The organism is Paracoccus sp. M683 (assembly GCF_007096355.1).
Classification (GTDB): Bacteria; Pseudomonadota; Alphaproteobacteria; order Rhodobacterales; family Rhodobacteraceae; genus Paracoccus.
The window spans coordinates 38,908-55,833 of record NZ_VKDF01000001.1 but is presented as its reverse complement, the minus strand read 5'-3'; the positions used below and the strand labels follow the sequence as shown (position 1 = coordinate 55,833).

Here is a 16,926-nt window from a genome sequence, read left to right as displayed (position 1 = left end):
ATGGACTGGCTGAGGGAACACCCTGAGGTCAAGACGATCCGAATTGCCGCTGCCGACCTCAACGGGGTCGCGCGCGGAAAACGTGTGCCCGCCCGCTTTGCCGAGAAGGTGCTGACCGAAGGGACCAAGTTCCCGTATTCGGTGCTGAACCTCGACATCTGGGGCGAGGATATCGAGGACAGCCCGCTGGTCTTCGAATCCGGCGACCCCGACGGTATCCTGCTGCCGACAGAACGCGGCTTCCTGCCGATGCCCTGGCTGGACGCGCCAACCGCGCTGTTGCCCTTGTGGATGTTCCATCCCGATGGCCGCCCCTATGACGGCGATCCGCGTCAGGCGCTGGCCCAGGTGGTCGCGCGCTATGACGCCGCAGGTCTGGTGCCGGTGGTCGCCACCGAACTGGAATTCTATCTGATCGACGATTCCGGCCGCACCCTGCGCGTTCCTCCCAGCCCGCGTTCCGGCAAGCGTCGCACCGGGGGCGAGGTGCTAAGCCTGCGGGCGCTGGACGCGTTCGACCAGTTTTTCAGCGCGCTGTACGACGCCTGCGAATCCATGGACATCCCGGCCGATACCGCCATTTCCGAGGCCGGGCCGGGCCAGTTCGAGATCAACCTGATGCATCAGGCCGACCCGCTGAAGGCAGCCGATGATACCTGGCTGTTCAAGATGCTGGTCAAGGGTGTGGCGCGACAATACGGCTTTGCCGCCAGCTTCATGGCCAAGCCCTATGACATGTGGTCCGGCAACGGGATGCATATGCATTTCTCGATCCTGACCAAACAGGGCAAGAACATCTTTGACAATGGCGGCGACGAGGGAACCGAGGCTTTGCGTCATGCGGTCGGCGGCTGCCTGCGGGCCATGCCCGGCTCGACCCTGCTGTTTGCGCCGCATGAAAATTCCTATGATCGGTTGGTGCCGAACGCCCATGCGCCCACGGGGATTGGCTGGGCCTATGAAAACCGCACGGCGGCGATCCGCATCCCCTCATCCGGCCCCAAGGCCCGCCGGATCGAGCATCGCGTGGCGGGGGGCGATGTGAACCCCTATCTGACCGTCGCCGCCATCCTCGGCGCCGCGCTGAACGGCATCGAGGAAAAGCTGGAGCCACCCGCCGCCTTCCAGGGCAACGCCTATGATCAGAAGCTGGCGCAGCTTCCCGGCACCTGGCAAGAGGCCATCGACGCCTTTGCCGATTGCCCGGACATCAAGCGCATCTTCCCGGATCATCTGATCGAGAACTATCTGATGACCAAGCGCCAGGAACTGCATTACATGGCCGAACTGTCGGACGAGGAAACGGTCGAGCTGTATCTGGACACTGTCTAGGCTAAAGCGGCGCGGCGGCCCGACCTCGCCTTGAAAAAGCGGCGGCGCTGGATCACAGCGCCGCCTGCAACATGACCACCGAAATCGGGCGGGTCGCGATTCACGGGCGGCGGCCGACTGATCTGATCAGGTCCTTCGCAGCCGTCAGTGGTCTTTCAGCACATAGGCATCGCTGGCGCGCAGGCGGGTCAGATGCCGGTCGACGAAATCGGCGGGCACGGCATCGCGCACGCTGCGGCGCGCGGCCAGCTCGCGGCGCCAGGCATCCAGCCGGGGCAGATCCGCAAAAAGACCCAAGGGGGCCACTGTCTCGATCGCGTCGATCTGGCGGAAGGCCGGGGCATAGACCGCGTCAACCGCAGAAAAGCGCTGACCGGCGAAGAACGGCCCCTTCACCTCGGGTTCAAGCACGGCCAGCCGGTCGCGCAGCGCGGTCAGCGCTGCATCGAACCCTTCGGCGTCTTTGGCTTGGCCCAGTTTCCACAGATCGCCCAGCACGCTGCCGGCATATTCGATCCATGACCGCTGACGCGCGCGGTCCAGCGGATCGTCGGGGAACAGCCGGTCACCCGGCAAGGTCTCGTCAAGATAGGCCAGAATGACCGCGCTTTCGAACAGGATCGCAGGGTCATCGCCGTCGCGTTCAACCTTCAGCACCGGCACCTTGCCAAGGGGAGAGATCTGAAGGAACCAATCCGGCTTGTTGGCGAGGTCGATATAGGTGACCTGGAAATCGACGCCACGTTCCTTCAAGGCGATCACGGCGCGCTGCACATAGGGGCAGGTCGGAAAGCTGATCAGGGTAAGCCGTGGCAGTGCCACCGCCCCGGCTTCGGGGACGGCGCAGACGCCGCCCTCGCAGGTTGCCGCAGCATCGCCAAGGGGGGTGAGGGGGCTGGTCATTCAGATGTCTCCGTCTGTTCGGATTGCACCTTGTTCAGGGCTTGCAGAAACGTATCGGCTTCCTGCGCGCCTGACAGCCCATATTTGCCGCCCATGACGAAAAAGGGCACGCCCTGGATGCCAAAGGCCCGTGCCTGCGCCTTGTCATCGGCGACGTCCTTGGCGAAATCACCCGATTCCAGCGCCTGCCGGGCCGCCGCCCGATCAAGCCCGATTTCAGCCGCAAGATCGGCCAGATCGTCGATTCGGCCGACATGGCGGCCATCGGTGAAATAGGCCTTGAGCAGCCGTTCCTTCATCTCGGCGCCTTTGCCCTGGGTCTGGGCGAAATGGATCAGTTCATGGGCCTTGCCGGTATTGGTGATCTGCACGGCGTCCAGATCATAATCCAGCCCCTCGCGCGCGGCGAGGCTGGTGACCTGCGCGCTCATCTGCTGGACCTGCTGGGGCGAGGCACCCAGATGTTTCGCCAGATAGTCGGCCTGCGTCCCCGGATATTCGGCGGGCGCGTCGGGGTTCAGTTCGAAACCGTGCCAGGTGATCTGCACCGGTGCGCCGTCGAAACGGTCAAGCGCGGCTTCCAGCCGCCGCTTGCCGATATAGCACCAGGGGCAGGCGATGTCCGACCAGATGTCGATCTTGAAGGGGGCGGTCATGGTGTTCTCCTTCATCCGGGGTCAGGCTGCGGCGGGCAGGTTCAGCGCGGCCTTCAACTGGCCGCGATCCAGCCGCGCGCCAAAGACGGGCGTGCCGATGTCGAAGGCGCTGGCGGCGCTTAGCCGGCCGGCATCCACGGGGTCAAAGCCAAGGCGGTCGATGAACCCCGCCACGGTTTCGCGCGCCTGCGGATCATCGCCGGCGACCGCCATGGCGCGACGCTCGGCGTCGCCCTTGGGCCGGGCCTCGCCATCTATCTCGTGATAGCCCATGTGGTTGAAGCTGCGCACCAGCCGCGCGCCGGCCAGATGGTCGGCGACGACCTCGGTGCTGCTGGGCGCACCTTCAAATTCCGGCAAAACGCCATCGGTCGGTGCCCAATAGTTCATCGCATCGACCACGATCTTGCCAGCCAGCGCGTCGGGGCGCAGGTTGCGATATTTCGACAGCGGCAGGGCCAGCACGATGATGTCGCTGCCCGCGATCACCTCGTCAGCATCGGATGCGATCGCGCCGGGGGCCACGAATTGCAGCACCAGCGCGATCTCGGTCGCGGGGCGGGACGAGGCGACGCGCACCTGGTATCCCGCCGCAAGGGCGCGCCGGGCAATTGCCGTGCCCACGCGCCCCGCGCCAAGGATGCCGATCACTTTCGGTTCGGTCATCTTTTCCTCCATCATGCGGTTTCGGGCTGGGCATCGGCCTTTTCGGCCAGCGCAGCGTCGACCAGCGGTTTCACCTTCGTCCCCAACAGCTCGATCGAGCGCAGGAAGTCTTTTTGCGGCAATTGACCCAGATCCATCTGGAAGAAGTGCCGATCATGCTTCATCGCGCCATGCAGCGCCAGGATACGGTCTGCGATTTCCTCGGGCGAACCGACGAACAGGGCGCCTTTGCCATTGGCATCGCGATCGTAGCCGGCGCGCTGCGGGGCCGGGAAGCCGCGGATTTCGCCAATGGCGCGGAAAGCCTCGTGATAGTGGTTCCACCACAGTTCTTTGGCCGCGTTCGAATCCTCGCCGACAAAGCCGGGGCTGGCGACCGAGATGCGGACATCGGCGTTGGGCACCTTCACCTGCTCGACGGCCTGACGGTAAAGCTGGGCCAGCGGGGCAAAGCGTTCTGCATCGCCGCCGATGATGGCATAGCTGACCGGCAGACCGGCAATCGCCGCGCGAACGGTCGAGTTGGGGTTGCCGCCCGTGGCCAGCCAGATCGGCAGCTTGCCGTTTACAGGGCGCGGCACCACCAGGGCATCATCCAGCGACGGGCGGAAGCGGCCTTCCCAGGTGATCCGGTCCGATTCGTTCAGCCGCAGCAGCAGGTCCAGCTTTTCGGCATAAAGATCGTCATAGTCATTCAGGCTGTGCCCGAACAACGGGAAGCTTTCGGTCGAGGAACCGCGCCCCGCCGTGATCTCGGCCCGGCCGTTCGACAGCGCGTCAAGCGTGGCGAATTGCTGATAGACCCGCACCGGGTCATCGGTCGACAGCACCGTTACCGCGCTGCCCAGAAGAATGTTCTTCGTGGTCGCAGCCGCCGCGCCCAGAACCACGGTCGCGGCCGAGGCAGGCATTTCATAGGTGTGGTGTTCGCCAATACCGAAATAATCCAACCCGACCTGATCGGCCAGTTGGATCGCCTCCAGCAGGTTGCGCTGCGCCTCGGCCGTGGTGCCAAGCGCGCCGGTTTCAGGGTCGCGCTGCACATCGCCAAAACTGTAGACGCCAAGTTCCATATCAATCCCTCCTTGCATCAGCGGGTGCGAAATTTTTCTGCGATCCGCTGGTATAAATTTGTAACTTGCACCTATATTGATACTGAAAACCACGATGCAAGTAGGCACATCCATGTTACCTGATGCCCATCAGACGCCCCCCGGCACTGGCCCTGCCGATGATGCCGCCAACGGCCCCGGCCTGCTGGATGCCTGCGTCCCCGTGCGCCTGATCCTGAACCGGATCGGGGATAAATGGTCGATGCTGATCGTGATGGCGTTGTGCGGCGGGTCGCTGCGGTTCAATCAGCTGAAGCGCGGCATCGACGGCATTTCGCAGCGGATGCTGACCCTGACCCTGCGCGGGATGGAGCGTGACGGCCTGATCACCCGCACGGTCATTCCGACGACGCCGCCGCGCGTGGAATATGCGCTGACCGATCTGGGCCGGTCGCTGCGCGCGCCGGTCGAGGTGCTGGGCCAATGGGCGATCACGAACGAGCCCGCGATCGCTGCGGCTCAGGCGCGGTTCGACCGCGAGAATGGCTGAGGATCAGCCGACAACGATATCGTCATACTCCCGATGGGTGCTGTAGAACCGGCCCATGAAGCTGCATTTCAGCACAGCCTTGCGCCCGGATGCCCGGATCAGGTCAAAGACGCCGGTGGCCAGCTGGGTGCCGATGCCGCGACCGGAATAGGCGAAGGGCACCTCGGTATGGGTCAGAACGACATTGCCGTTTTCGTCGATCCGGTAATAGGCGGCGGCGATGTCCTCGCCATCCAGCGCCAATTCAAAGCGGTGTTCCGCGGGGTTGTCGATCACGGTGTCCGGCATCATTATCCCTGTCCTTCATCCTGAGGGGTCACGGGTTCAAGACCCAGATGGTCGACCAGTTCCCGCGCCGCCGCAGCCCCCGCGCGATTGGCCCCGATGGTCGAGGCCGATGGCCCATAGCCGACCAGATGGATGCGCGGATCCCTGACCACCTGCGTCGCCAGTCGCCCGCCCATGACGATGCCGCCATTGTCCTCGCGCAGTTGCAGCGGCGCAAGATGATCCAGCGCGCTGCGGAATCCCGTCGCCCAAAGGATCACGTCCACCTGTTCCTCGCGCCCGTCGGGCCAGCGAATGCCGGTGGGCGTGATCTGCGAGAACATCGGCTGCCGGTCCAGGACGCCGCGTGCCTCCATCGCGTCGATGGCGGGGGTGCGCGGAATGCCGGTGACGGACACGACCGAGCCGGGGATCAGCCCGCGCCGCACCCGATCCTCGACCAGCGCGACGGCGGCGCGGCCATCCTCGGGGGTGAAATCGCCGCGATGAAATTCGGGCGGGCGGCGCGTCACCCAGATCGTGTCGGCCACGCGCGAAATCTCGTCCAGCATTTGCAGCGCCGAGATGCCGGCGCCGACGATGGCAACGCGCTGCCCGGCAAATTCATCGGCCGTCTTGTAGTCATGGGTATGCATCTGCCGACCCTGAAACAGCTCGCGTCCGGGGTAATAGGGGATCTGCGGCATGTCCCAGGTTCCGGTGCAGTTGATGATGCCGCGGGCCGAGAAGGTCTCGTGATCGGTTTCCACCCGCAGCCGGTCGCCCCGACCGCAGACCAGCCGCACGGTCACCGGGCGATAGACCGGCAGGTGAAAGCGTTCCTCATAGGCCTGGAAATAGGCCGGCACGGCCTCGGCCGCGCGCACCTCGGTCTGGCCGGGGTCAAGCACCTCGGCAAAGCCCATGCCGGGCAGGTCATGCAGGCGGTTGATCGTCTTCATGGTCAGCGAGGGCCAGCGGAACTGCCAGGCGCCGCCGGCACGGGGTGACTTGTCCAGCAGCAGAAAGCCCTTGCCGCCGACCAGACCCAGGCGTTGCAGGTGATAGGCGGCCGACAGACCGGCCTGACCGCCGCCGATCACCAGGATATCAATCTTGTAAGCAAGCGCGTTTGTCATTTCCCCTGTGTGTCACAGGGTGCGCGCCACTGCTATCGGTAAAAAACCGACGGGCCCTGCGGTCAGGCCTGGCCTGTCGGTCTTGTGCTTTCGCGGATCAGCAATTCGACCGGCAGCATCTGTTCATCGGGGCAGCTTTGGCCGTCGATCAGCGCCAGCAGGCTGTTGGCGGCCTGACGGCCAAGCATGGCGCGATACTGCCTGATCGTGGTCAGCGGTGGCAGGGCATAGGCCGACATCTCGATATTGTCGAAACCGACGATGGACATGTCCTGCGGCACGTTCAGCCCGCCGCGCACAAGGCCGTTCAGCAGTCCGATCGCCATCTCGTCATTGTCGCAGAACACGGCACTGGGGCGGGTGGCCATGGACAGGATCTGCTCGGCCGCCGCGTGGCCCGATTGCAACGAGAAATCACCCGGAATCACCCGATCCTCGGCGCCGGCAGACAGGCCTGCATCGGCCAGGCCAATCAGCACACCCGCGCGTCGCGACGTGGTCAGCGAGTTTTTCAGCGGGCCGGTCAGGTGCAGGATGTTCTGATGGCCAAGCCCCGCCAGATGCGCGATGGCCAGCCGCCCGCCCTCGGCATTATTGGCCAGCACGCGCGGCGCAGGCAGATCCTCGATCCACTCGCAGGCCTGCACCACGGGCGGGCAGTTGGCGTGACGGAACAGCGCAGGGTCAAGCCCGCCATCCAGCACGATCACCCCGTCCGAATGCGAACGCGTCAGATAGGTGCCGATGGCCTGTTGCGCGGTGCCGCCGGTCGCGGTCGTGTCCAGCACCAGAAGGTTCAGCCCCTTGCCGCGCAGCACATCGGCGATGCCCGACAGGATGACCGAGAAGAACGGATTGGCCAGTTTCGGGACCAGCGCCAGCACTGCGCCGACCTGCTGCTGACGCAGGTTCCGGGCGGTCACGTTCAGGGTATAGCCGGTTTCGGCAATCGCATCCTCGACTGCGCGGCGGGTGGCCTCGGCGACGATTGCGGGGTTGGACATGACCCGGCTGACGGTGGCCACCGACACACCTGCAATCCGTGCAACATCATGAATTCTGGGCGGTCTTTTCGCGTCGCTCACGTCGGCCTGCCGATTGGATCTGTTCTGTCTTGGATAGCGCAAAAAAGAATGTTGTAAACCTTTTCATTCTGTGACAGTTTTCTATGAAACCGATTACATGAACAGAATCGGTTCCGGGGGGAGTTCCGGGGGGAAATATGAAAACGATCAAGGGTCCTGGGCTGTTTCTGGCCCAGTTCGTCGGCACGTCTGCGCCGTTCGACAATTTCGACGCCATCACGGGCTGGGCCGCCGGTCTGGGCTATCTGGGCGTGCAGGTTCCCTCGGGCGAGGCGTCGCTGATGGACCTCGATCTGGCAGCTGGTTCGCGCGGCTATTGCGACGACCTGCTGGGCCGTGCGCGCCAGAACGGCGTCGAGATCACCGAACTTTCGGCCCATGTTCAGGGGCAGCTGGTCGCCGTGCATCCGGCCTTTGACGAGGCCTTTGACGGCTTTGCGCCGGCGGCCCTGCGCGGCAATCCCAAGGCACGGCAGGTCTGGGGCGTCGAGCAGGTGATGAAGACCATCGACGCCTCGGCCAATCTGGGGCTGGACCGGATGGCGGCGTTTTCGGGCGCGCTGGCCTGGCCCTATTTCTACCCCTGGCCGCAGCGCCCGGCGGGCCTGGTCGAGGCCGCATTTGATGAACTGGCCGCTCGCTGGCGTCCGATCCTGGATCATGCCGAGGAAAAGGGCGTCGATATCTGTTTCGAGATCCATCCCGGCGAAGACCTGCATGACGGCGTCACCTTCGAGATGTTTCTGGACCGGGTGGACCAGCACCCCCGTGCGCGGATGCTTTACGACCCGTCGCATTATGTCTTGCAGCAGCTGGATTACCTCGACCACATCGACATCTATGCCGAGCGGATCGGCATGTTCCACGTCAAGGATGCCGAGTTCAACCCGACCGGGCGGCAGGGTGTCTATGGCGGCTATCAACCCTGGATCGACCGGGCGGGCCGGTTCCGCAGCCCCGGCGACGGGCAGGTTGATTTCAAGTCGATCTTTTCCAAGCTGACGCAATATGATTTCGACGGTTGGGCCGTGGTCGAATGGGAATGCGCGCTGAAACATCCCGAGGATGGCGCCCGCGAAGGGGCTGGGTTCGTGCGCGACCACATCATCCGCGTGACCGACCGTGTCTTTGACGATTTCGCCGACGCTGGCACCGATGAGGCGGCCAACCGGCGCATGCTGGGGCTGGAGGGTTGAGCATGGAACGGCATATTCCGATCAGGCTGGGCATGGTCGGCGGCGGCGCAGGCGCGCTGATCGGCAATGTCCATCGCATCGCCGCGCGACTGGACGGGCAGTATGATCTGGTCGCTGGCGCGCTGTCCTCGACCGCCGAGAAATCCGCGCAAAGTGCCGCAGCGGTGGGCATCGCAGCCGACCGCAGCTATGGCGATTTCGAAGAAATGGCACGCGCCGAGGCCGCCCGTGACGACGGCATCGAGGCCGTCGCCATCTGCACGCCCAACCATCTGCATTTTCCGGCGGCCAAGGCGTTTCTGGCGCAGGGCATCCATGTGATCTGCGACAAGCCGATGACCGTTTCGCTGGATCAGGCGCGGGAACTGGCGGAACTGGTGCGGACCTCGGATGCGCTGTTTGTGCTGACCCATAACTACTCTGCCTATCCGCAGATCCGTCAGGCCCGCGCGATGATCGAGCGCGGCGATCTGGGGGCTGTCCGGCTGGTGCAGGTCGAATATGCGCAGGACTGGCTGACCGAGCCTTCCGACAGCAAGCAGGCCGAATGGCGTGGCGATCCGGCGAAGGCCGGGGCAGGGGGCGCCATCGGCGATATCGGCACCCATGCCTTCCAACTGGCGCATTTCGTCACTGGCATGGCGCCCGATCAGATTGCCGCCGATCTGTCCAGCTTTGTCCCCGGCCGCAAGCTGGACGACAACGCCAATATCCTGATGCGCTATGCCTCGGGGGCGCGGGGGATGCTTTGGGCCTCGCAGGTCGCACCGGGCACCGAAAACGGGCTTAAACTGCGGGTCTATGGTGACAAGGGCGGTCTGGAATGGTCGCATGAGGTGCCGGAAACGCTGTGGTTCACGCCCTTCGGCCAGCCCGCGCAAAAGCTGCGCCGCAATGGGCCGGGCACGGCGCCGGGGCTTGGCCGGCTCAGCCGCACGCCGACCGGCCACCCCGAGGGCTATCTGGAAGGCTTCGCCAATATCTATACCGAGGCCGCTCTGGCCATCCGTGCCCGTCAGGCCGGGCAGGCCGCGCCCGAGGGGCTGGCCATGCCGGGCGTCGATGACGGGCTGGAGGGGTTGTTCTTCATCGACGCCTGCATCCGCTCTAACGCGCAAAACGCTGCTTTCGTGAAGGTGATGAAATGACTGACGCTATCCTTGAACTGAAGGGCGTAACCAAGTCCTTCGGCCCCATCGAGATCCTGCACGGCGTCAATTTTGCCCTGCGCCCCGGCGAGGTTCACGCCCTGATCGGCGAGAACGGGGCCGGGAAATCGACCACGATGAAAATCCTCGCCGGATACCTGTCCCAGACCGGGGGCGAGGTCATTCTGGACGGCAAGCCGATCCAGTTCACCGGCTCGGATGAGGCCGAGGACCTGGGGATCATCATGATCCATCAGGAATTCAACCTGGCCGAACATCTTTCGGTCGATCAGAACGTCTTTCTGGGCCGCGAATTGAAACGCGGCTGGCTGTTGGATCACCGCAGCATGCGGGACCGGACGGCGGAGCTGCTGTCGCGGCTGGAAAGCCGGGCCGATCCGGGCACCCGCGTCAGCCAGATTTCCGTGCCCGACAAGCAGATGGTGGAAATCGCCAAGGCCCTGTCGCGCAAGGCCCGCGTGCTGATCATGGACGAACCCACCGCCGTTTTGACCGAGCGCGAAACCGAAGTGCTGTTCCGTCAGGTGGAACGCCTGCGGGCCGAGGGCGTGGCGATCCTTTATACCTCGCACAAGCTGGGCGAGGTGAAGCATATCGCCGACAGGGTTACGGTGCTGCGCGATGGGATCATGGTGCGGTCAGACCTGATCGCAGACGTGACCGAGGATGACATGGCCACCGCGATGGTGGGCCGGGAACTGTCGGACCTTTACCCGCCCAAGGTTGCGCGGGGCGCCGAGCCGATCCTTGAGGTTGCGAATGTCAGCGTGCCGGGCGTGGTCGAGGATGCCAGCCTGACCCTGCACCGGGGCGAGGTTCTGGGCATTGGCGGTCTGGTCGGATCGGGCCGCACCGAACTGGCCGAGGCGATTGCGGGCCTGCGTCCGCGCAATGGCTCGGTCCGGCTGAAGGGGCAGGAACTGGCGCCCGATCACGTCTCGCAGGCGATGGCGGCGGGGCTGACCTATCTGACCGAGGATCGCAAGGGCGCGGGCCTGCTGCTGGAAAAATCCCTGCGCGAGAACCTGACCCTGCCTTTGCTGGAAAACTTTGGCCGCCCGCTGATCGACCGCAAGCGCGAGGAAGCGGCGCTGGACAAGGCCATCGCCGATTTCGCCATCCGCGTGCCTTCGCGCGATATGGCGGTGGGGGACCTGTCGGGCGGCAACCAGCAGAAACTGTTGCTGGCCAAGACCCTGCTTAGCAACCCGGACGTGGTCATCATTGATGAGCCGACGCGGGGCATCGACATCGGCACCAAACAGCAAATCTATAACCTGATCGCCCAGCTTGCGGCCGAGGGCCGCAGCATCATCGTCATTTCCTCGGAAATGCCCGAGCTGATCGGCCTCGCCTCGCGCGTGGTGGTCATGCATGCGGGCCGCATTCAGGGGGAATTGTCGGGCGAGGCCGTGACCGAACACGGTATCGTGCGACTGGCGATGGGCATGGAGCATTTGGACAAGGAGCACGCGGCATGAGCGCGGCAAGTATCTCGAATACCGGCGCCACCCGCGCCCGCAAGATTGATCTGCGCGTCATCGGGCCCCTGGTGGCGCTGGCGGTGCTGATCCTGATCGGGGTTTTGCTGAACCCCAATTTCCTCAGCTATGCCAACGTGACCAACGTGCTGGCGCGGTCGGCCTTTATCGGCATCATCGCCATCGGCATGACCTTCGTGATCACTGCGGGCGGGCTGGACCTGTCGGTCGGCTCGATGGCGGCCTTTGTCGCAGGGTTGATGATCATGGTCATGAACCTGCTCAGCGCCAGTATGGGTGACAGCATCGGGGTGATCCTTCTGGGCATCGCGCTGGCACTTGGCGCGGGTCTGGCGGCGGGCTTCATCAACGGCATCATGATCACAAGGGCCGGGATCGAGGCCTTTATCCTGACGCTTGGCACCATGGGCATCTATCGCAGCCTGATCACCTGGCTGGCCGATGGCGGCACGCTGTCACTGGGCACCGGCCTTAGCGAGATGTATCGGCCGGTCTATTACGGCGGCATCTTCGGGATCAGCTGGCCGATCATCGTCTTTGCGGCCCTGGCGATCATCGGTGAAATCGTCATGCGCCACACCGCATTCGGCCGCCATTGCGCCGCCATCGGGTCGAACGAAAAGGTCGCCCGCTATTCCTCGGTCCATGTGCAGCGGGTCAAGCTGGCCACCTATGTGCTGCTGGGTCTGCTGGTCGGCGTCGCGGTGGTCATGTATGTGCCGCGCCTTGGTTCGGCATCCGCCACCACCGGTCTTTTGTGGGAACTGGAGGCGATTGCGGCCGTGATCATCGGCGGCACCCTGCTGAAGGGCGGCTTTGGCCGGGTCTGGGGCACGGTGGTCGGCGTTCTGATCCTGTCTCTGATCGGCAACCTGCTGAACCTGACCGATTTCGTCAGCCCCTATCTGAACGGTGCCATCCAGGGCGTCGTCATCATCCTGGCCGTCGTCTTGCAGCGCAATACCGGCCCCGCCCGCTAACCAACCAATCCCAAGGAGGAGAAACCAGATGAAGAAAACCCTGATCGCTGCTACCGCCCTGACCGGCATTTTCGCATCGCCCTTGATGGCCGAGACCATCGGTGTCTCGATCCCCGCCGCGACGCATGGCTGGGCCGGCGCGCTGAACTTCCACGCCGAGCGCACCATCGAACGGCTGGAGGAAGCCAATCCCGATCTGGATTTCGTGCTGACCACGACGTCCAGCCCCAGCCAGCAGGTCTCGGATATCGAGGACATGGTGGCCACCCGCAACATCGACGCGCTGGTGGTGCTGCCCTTTGAATCAGAGCCGCTGACGGCGCCGATCCAGCGTGTGTCGGAAGGCGGGGTCTGGGTCACGGTCGTTGATCGCGGTCTGGCACAGGACGGGATCGAGAACCTGTATGTCGCGGGCGACAATGACAGTTTCGGCCGCACCGCAGGCACCTATTTCGCCGAAGCGCTGGATGATGGCGCCAAGATCGTGGTGATGCGCGGCATTGCCTCGGAAGTCGACAACGAGCGTGTGGCGGGCTTTGAAGCGGCGCTGGAAGGCTCGAATATCGAGGTTCTGGCCATGGATCACGGCAACTGGAACCGCGACACGGCCTTTGGCCTGATGCAGGATTATCTGTCGCGCTTCCCGGAAATCGACGCGGTCTGGGCTGCAGATGATGACATGGCGGTTGGCGCGCTGGCGGCCATCGACCAGGCCGGCCGCACGGGCGAGATGATCGTCGTCGGCGGCGCCGGGATGAAGGAAATGGTCGCCCGGATCCGCGACAATGACGCGACTGTGCCGGTGAACGTGACCTACCCGCCGGCGATGATTTCGACGGCGATCGAGATGACCGCGCTTGGCATCACGGGCGCGGCCCCGGTCAGCGGCGATCTGATCCTGGCCTCGGAACTGATCACGCCGGAAAACGCCGAGAACTTCTATTTCGAAGACAGCCCCTATTGATCGGCTGATCCAAGATCGGGGGCGGCGCCGGATGTGGCGCCGCCCCCCTCCGGCCCGCTGGTTGCGGTGCCGCTCACCGATCTGGAATCGGTAACCTTCGTCGCGAGATCGCTGCCTTTGCAGTGTCGACCGGCTGTCATCCCATCCCAAACCACCGTTGCAGGAGGAGAATTGACCATGTCGTCAAATCGAACAGACTTGCCCGCAGATCCCGGCAGGCGGGCGCTGGCGAAGGGCGCGGCAGGCCTTGCCGTATTGGGCGCGGGTTTTGCGGGTGCCGGATGGGCTGTGGCGCAGGAACCCGCCCCGCCCGAGGCGTTGAAGGGCAATATCAACCATTCCGTCGCCCGGTGGAGCTTTGGCGACCTGTCGCTGGCCGAGCTGTGCAATCTGGGCAAATCGGTGGGGCTGAAGGCCATCGACCTTTGCGGTCCGGCGGATTGGCCGGTGCTGAAGGAACACGGGCTGGACAGTTCCATGTGCAACGGCGCGGAAATCAGCCTTGAGGCGGGTTGGGCCGATCCGGCGAACCATGCCGAACTGATCCGCCGCTATACCGACCATATCCGGCTGGTGGCCGATGCGGGCTATGCCAACCTGATCTGTTTCAGCGGCAATCGCGGCGCGATCAGCGACCAGCAAGGTCTGGAGAATTGCGTCACCGGCCTGTCGCAGATCCTGCCAGCCGCGCAGGATGCGGGGGTCACCCTTGTCATGGAGCTGCTGAACAGCCGCGTCGATCACCCCGATTACATGTGCGACCGCAGCGCATGGGGCGTGGCGTTGTGCGAAAGGCTGAACGCGCCGAATTTCCGGCTGCTTTATGACATCTATCACATGCAGATCATGGAAGGCGACGTGATCCGCACGATCACCGAGAATCACCAATGGCTTGCCCATTACCATGTCGCCGGAAATCCGGGCCGCCATGAACCGGATGACAGCCAGGAACTGAACTATCCCGCCATTTGCCGGGCGGTCCGCGACAGCGGCTTTACCGGCTATGTCGCACAGGAATTCATCCCAAGCGACCCCGCCCCCGACGCCGCTGCGCAGGCCCTTCGTCAGGCCGTGCTGACCTGCGACGTCTGACCGACATCAAGCCATTTTTCAGGAGGAAAGCCAGATGGCAGACAATATGCATTACGACGCGATCGTCGTCGGATCGGGCATCAGCGGCGGTTGGGCCGCCAAGGAACTGACCGAGCGCGGGCTGAAGGTTCTGATGCTGGAACGCGGCCGCAACATTGAACATCTCACCGATTATGTGAATGCCGACAAGGAAGCCTGGAACTATCCCCACCGGGGCCAGGCGACCGTCGAGATGAAGGACAACTATCCGGTCCTGCGCCGCGACTATCCGCTGAACGAGGCGACCTTTGGCATGTGGGCCAATGAACAGGACAGCCCCTATGTCGAACAGAAGCGTTTCGACTGGTTCCGCGCCTATCAGATGGGCGGTCGGTCGTTGCTGTGGGGGCGGCAAAGCTATCGCTTTTCGGATATCGACTTCGAGGCGAATGCCCGCGAGGGCATCGCGATCGACTGGCCGATCCGTTACGCCGACATCGCACCGTGGTATGATCATGTCGAACGTTTTGCCGGTATCTCTGGCTCGAATGAGGGGCTGGAGCAGCTGCCCGACGGGCAGTTCCTGCCGCCGATCCCGCTGAACATCGTCGAAAAGGACGTGGCGGCGCGCATTCAGCAGGCCTTTGGCGGCACCCGGCACCTGATCAACTCGCGCTGCGCCAATATCACCGAACCCAAGCCCGAACAGAACCGGGTGAACTGCCAGTATCGCAACAAATGCTGGCTGGGCTGCCCCTATGGCGGCTATTTCAGCACCCAATCGGCGACGCTGCCGGTGGCGATGGCCACGGGCAATCTGACGGTCAGGCCGTTCTCGATCTTGCGGCAGGTGATCTATGACAAGGACACCAAACGCGCAAAAGGGGTCGAGATCATCGACGCCGAAAACAACCAGACCTATGAATACACCGCCAATATCATCTTCCTGAACGCCTCGTCCTTCAACTCGACCTGGGTGCTGATGAACTCGGCCACCGATGTCTGGGAAGGGGGCTTGGGGTCGTCGTCCGGGCAGTTGGGCCATAACGTCATGGACCACCATTTCCGTGTTGGCGCCGAGGGCCGGGTCGAGGGCTATGACGACAAGTATTACTTCGGCCGTCGTCCGGCGGGCTTCTATGTCCCCCGCTTCCGCAATATCGGCGAGGACAAGCGCGACTATCTGCGTGGCTTCGGCTATCAGGGCTCGGCCAGCCGTCAGGGCTGGCGGCGCGAGATCGCCGAGCTGAACATCGGCGCTGATCTGAAGAATGCGCTGTCGGTGCCGGGCGACTGGACCATTGGCATGACCGGCTTTGGCGAGATGCTGCCCTATCACGACAACACCATCTCGCTGGACCCCAGCAAGACCGACAAATGGGGTCTGCCGGTTCTGTCGATCAATGTCGACATCCGCGAGAACGAGCTGAAGATGCGCCGCGACATGCAGCAGGACGCGGTGGAACTGTTCGAGGCCGCCGGCGTCGTCGATGTGAAACCCACACAGAGCGAATATGCGCCGGGCATGGGCATTCACGAAATGGGCACGGCCCGCATGGGCGCCGATCCGGCCAGCTCGGTCCTGAACGCGCATAATCAGGTCTGGGACGCGCCCAACGTCTATGTGACGGACGGCGCCTGCATGACATCGTCGGCCTGCGTGAACCCCTCGCTGACCTATATGGCGCTGACCGCCCGCGCGGCGGAACACGCCGTCAACGCCCTGAAAAACGGAGAGTTGTGATGAACCGCCGCGAACTTCTGTCGATGATCGCCGCCTTTACGGGTGCGGCGATGGTGGGTGCCGAGCGCGCCTTTGCCTATGACCCGACCACCACGGGGCCGAACCTGTTCACCCCCGAGGACGCCGCCTTTCTGGACGAGGTGGCCGAGGTGATTCTGCCGGCGACCGACACGCCGGGCGCCAAGGATGCCGCTGTGGGCGCGTTCATGACCGTCTTTGTCAGCGATTGCTACACCGCGCCCCAGCAAGAGGCCTTCCGCGCCGGGATCGAGACGCTGAAAGCCAATGCCGAAGCGCAGACGGGCAAGGCCTTTCTGGACCTGACCCCGGACGAACGCCGCGCCTTCCTGCAACCCATCGCGGTCGAGGCCCAGGCCCAGGCCAGGATCGTGGGCGAGGCGACGGCGGCGATGAGGGTCGATATCGCGCAGCGCGTGGCCGAGGGCCAGGTCAGCGATGAGGACCGCGCGGCTGCGGCGGCCGGGCTGCCGGCGCTGCACTGGTTCACGCCGATCCAGCAATTGACGCTGATGGGCTTTTTCACCTCGGAAGTCGGGGCGACGCAGGTGCTGCGATACGAGGCGGTGCCGGGTGAATATATCGGCGATCTGCCTTACGCCGGCGAGCCTGCCTGGGCCACCTGAGTTTCC

Annotated in this window: 17 protein-coding genes; 10 read left to right on the top strand and 7 right to left on the bottom strand. The window is 64.0% G+C overall.

Going from position 1 to position 16,926, the window contains the following annotated elements; genetic code table 11:
* Nucleotides 1–1,332 carry a glutamine synthetase family protein gene (locus tag FNJ84_RS00265; RefSeq protein WP_143790918.1) on the top strand — a complete coding sequence of 444 codons (1,332 nt, stop codon included), beginning with the start codon at nucleotides 1–3 and terminating at the stop codon, nucleotides 1,330–1,332.
* 144 nt (nucleotides 1,333–1,476) lie between these two features.
* Here FNJ84_RS00265 and FNJ84_RS00260 read toward each other — a convergent pair whose 3' ends face one another.
* From FNJ84_RS00260 to FNJ84_RS00245, 4 genes are read right to left on the bottom strand one after another with little or no spacing between them, the layout of a single operon-like run.
* Nucleotides 1,477–2,235 carry a glutathione S-transferase family protein gene (locus FNJ84_RS00260; RefSeq protein ID WP_185968373.1) on the bottom strand — a complete coding sequence of 253 codons (759 nt, stop codon included), beginning with the start codon at nucleotides 2,233–2,235 and terminating at the stop codon, nucleotides 1,477–1,479.
* Nucleotides 2,232–2,891 carry a DsbA family protein gene (locus FNJ84_RS00255; protein WP_143790917.1) on the bottom strand — a complete coding sequence of 220 codons (660 nt, stop codon included), beginning with the start codon at nucleotides 2,889–2,891 and terminating at the stop codon, nucleotides 2,232–2,234. The genes FNJ84_RS00260 and FNJ84_RS00255 overlap by 4 nt, the downstream gene beginning before the upstream one ends.
* A 21-nt stretch (nucleotides 2,892–2,912) precedes the next feature.
* Complete coding sequence (locus tag FNJ84_RS00250) at nucleotides 2,913–3,557, bottom strand: NADPH-dependent F420 reductase (RefSeq protein WP_221931901.1); 645 nt, start codon at nucleotides 3,555–3,557, stop codon at nucleotides 2,913–2,915.
* 11 nt (nucleotides 3,558–3,568) lie between these two features.
* A complete protein-coding gene (locus FNJ84_RS00245) occupies nucleotides 3,569–4,630 on the bottom strand; it encodes an LLM class flavin-dependent oxidoreductase (protein ID WP_143790915.1) in 1,062 nt (353 codons plus the stop codon).
* 112 nt (nucleotides 4,631–4,742) lie between these two features.
* Here FNJ84_RS00245 and FNJ84_RS00240 point away from each other — a divergent pair, with 112 nt between their 5' ends.
* A complete protein-coding gene (locus FNJ84_RS00240; protein WP_143790914.1) occupies nucleotides 4,743–5,159 on the top strand; it encodes a helix-turn-helix domain-containing protein in 417 nt (138 codons plus the stop codon).
* A gap of 3 nt (nucleotides 5,160–5,162) precedes the next feature.
* Here the strand turns inward: FNJ84_RS00240 and FNJ84_RS00235 are convergent, their stop codons facing one another.
* From FNJ84_RS00235 to FNJ84_RS00225, 3 genes are all read right to left on the bottom strand, one after another.
* Nucleotides 5,163–5,450, bottom strand: a complete 288-nt coding sequence (locus tag FNJ84_RS00235; RefSeq protein WP_143790913.1) for a GNAT family N-acetyltransferase — start codon at nucleotides 5,448–5,450, stop codon at nucleotides 5,163–5,165.
* Nucleotides 5,450–6,565, bottom strand: a complete 1,116-nt coding sequence (locus FNJ84_RS00230) for an NAD(P)-binding domain-containing protein (RefSeq protein WP_143790912.1) — start codon at nucleotides 6,563–6,565, stop codon at nucleotides 5,450–5,452. Before FNJ84_RS00230 ends, FNJ84_RS00235 begins: the two co-directional genes overlap by 1 nt.
* A 62-nt stretch (nucleotides 6,566–6,627) precedes the next feature.
* On the bottom strand, nucleotides 6,628–7,650 hold the full coding sequence (locus FNJ84_RS00225; protein WP_143790911.1) for a LacI family DNA-binding transcriptional regulator: 1,023 nt from the start codon (nucleotides 7,648–7,650) through the stop codon (nucleotides 6,628–6,630).
* Nucleotides 7,651–7,787: 137 nt separating this feature from the next.
* On the opposite strand from FNJ84_RS00225, the gene FNJ84_RS00220 reads away from it, so the two are divergent.
* The 8 genes from FNJ84_RS00220 (at nucleotide 7,788) to FNJ84_RS00185 (ending at nucleotide 16,920) form a co-directional block, all read left to right on the top strand.
* Nucleotides 7,788–8,846, top strand: coding sequence for a sugar phosphate isomerase/epimerase (locus FNJ84_RS00220; RefSeq protein WP_143790910.1), 1,059 nt, complete (start codon nucleotides 7,788–7,790; stop codon nucleotides 8,844–8,846).
* A 2-nt stretch (nucleotides 8,847–8,848) separates the two neighbouring features.
* The gene (locus FNJ84_RS00215; protein ID WP_221931900.1) at nucleotides 8,849–9,994 is read left to right on the top strand and encodes a Gfo/Idh/MocA family protein; all 1,146 of its coding nucleotides are present in this window, start codon (nucleotides 8,849–8,851) and stop codon (nucleotides 9,992–9,994) included.
* Nucleotides 9,991–11,496: a sugar ABC transporter ATP-binding protein gene (locus FNJ84_RS00210; RefSeq protein WP_143790909.1), complete on the top strand. Its 1,506-nt coding sequence runs from the start codon at nucleotides 9,991–9,993 to the stop codon at nucleotides 11,494–11,496. Before FNJ84_RS00215 ends, FNJ84_RS00210 begins: the two co-directional genes overlap by 4 nt.
* A complete protein-coding gene (locus FNJ84_RS00205) occupies nucleotides 11,493–12,497 on the top strand; it encodes an ABC transporter permease (RefSeq protein ID WP_143790908.1) in 1,005 nt (334 codons plus the stop codon). Before FNJ84_RS00210 ends, FNJ84_RS00205 begins: the two co-directional genes overlap by 4 nt.
* Before the next feature lie 28 nt (nucleotides 12,498–12,525).
* Entirely contained in the window at nucleotides 12,526–13,461 is a 936-nt protein-coding gene (locus FNJ84_RS00200; protein ID WP_143790907.1) for an ABC transporter substrate-binding protein, read from the top strand.
* A 177-nt stretch (nucleotides 13,462–13,638) separates the two neighbouring features.
* Entirely contained in the window at nucleotides 13,639–14,553 is a 915-nt protein-coding gene (locus FNJ84_RS00195; protein WP_143790906.1) for a hydroxypyruvate isomerase family protein, read from the top strand.
* A gap of 34 nt (nucleotides 14,554–14,587) precedes the next feature.
* Entirely contained in the window at nucleotides 14,588–16,276 is a 1,689-nt protein-coding gene (locus tag FNJ84_RS00190; protein ID WP_143790905.1) for a GMC oxidoreductase, read from the top strand.
* Entirely contained in the window at nucleotides 16,276–16,920 is a 645-nt protein-coding gene (locus FNJ84_RS00185; RefSeq protein ID WP_143790904.1) for a gluconate 2-dehydrogenase subunit 3 family protein, read from the top strand. The genes FNJ84_RS00190 and FNJ84_RS00185 overlap by 1 nt, the downstream gene beginning before the upstream one ends.
* Nucleotides 16,921–16,926 lie beyond the last annotated feature (6 nt).

Bases quoted from the DNA above. Each gene is read 5' to 3' on its own strand.
- FNJ84_RS00265 (WP_143790918.1), top strand. From the start codon at position 1: ATGGACTGGCTGAGGGAACACCCTGAGGTCAAGACGATCCGAATTGCC.
- FNJ84_RS00260 (WP_185968373.1), bottom strand. From the start codon at position 2,235: ATGACCAGCCCCCTCACCCCCCTTGGCGATGCTGCGGCAACCTGCGAG.
- FNJ84_RS00255 (WP_143790917.1), bottom strand. From the start codon at position 2,891: ATGACCGCCCCCTTCAAGATCGACATCTGGTCGGACATCGCCTGCCCC.
- FNJ84_RS00250 (WP_221931901.1), bottom strand. From the start codon at position 3,557: ATGACCGAACCGAAAGTGATCGGCATCCTTGGCGCGGGGCGCGTGGGC.
- FNJ84_RS00245 (WP_143790915.1), bottom strand. From the start codon at position 4,630: ATGGAACTTGGCGTCTACAGTTTTGGCGATGTGCAGCGCGACCCTGAA.
- FNJ84_RS00240 (WP_143790914.1), top strand. From the start codon at position 4,743: ATGTTACCTGATGCCCATCAGACGCCCCCCGGCACTGGCCCTGCCGAT.
- FNJ84_RS00235 (WP_143790913.1), bottom strand. From the start codon at position 5,450: ATGATGCCGGACACCGTGATCGACAACCCCGCGGAACACCGCTTTGAA.
- FNJ84_RS00230 (WP_143790912.1), bottom strand. From the start codon at position 6,565: ATGACAAACGCGCTTGCTTACAAGATTGATATCCTGGTGATCGGCGGC.
- FNJ84_RS00220 (WP_143790910.1), top strand. From the start codon at position 7,788: ATGAAAACGATCAAGGGTCCTGGGCTGTTTCTGGCCCAGTTCGTCGGC.
- FNJ84_RS00215 (WP_221931900.1), top strand. From the start codon at position 8,849: ATGGAACGGCATATTCCGATCAGGCTGGGCATGGTCGGCGGCGGCGCA.
- FNJ84_RS00210 (WP_143790909.1), top strand. From the start codon at position 9,991: ATGACTGACGCTATCCTTGAACTGAAGGGCGTAACCAAGTCCTTCGGC.
- FNJ84_RS00205 (WP_143790908.1), top strand. From the start codon at position 11,493: ATGAGCGCGGCAAGTATCTCGAATACCGGCGCCACCCGCGCCCGCAAG.
- FNJ84_RS00200 (WP_143790907.1), top strand. From the start codon at position 12,526: ATGAAGAAAACCCTGATCGCTGCTACCGCCCTGACCGGCATTTTCGCA.
- FNJ84_RS00195 (WP_143790906.1), top strand. From the start codon at position 13,639: ATGTCGTCAAATCGAACAGACTTGCCCGCAGATCCCGGCAGGCGGGCG.
- FNJ84_RS00190 (WP_143790905.1), top strand. From the start codon at position 14,588: ATGGCAGACAATATGCATTACGACGCGATCGTCGTCGGATCGGGCATC.
- FNJ84_RS00185 (WP_143790904.1), top strand. From the start codon at position 16,276: ATGAACCGCCGCGAACTTCTGTCGATGATCGCCGCCTTTACGGGTGCG.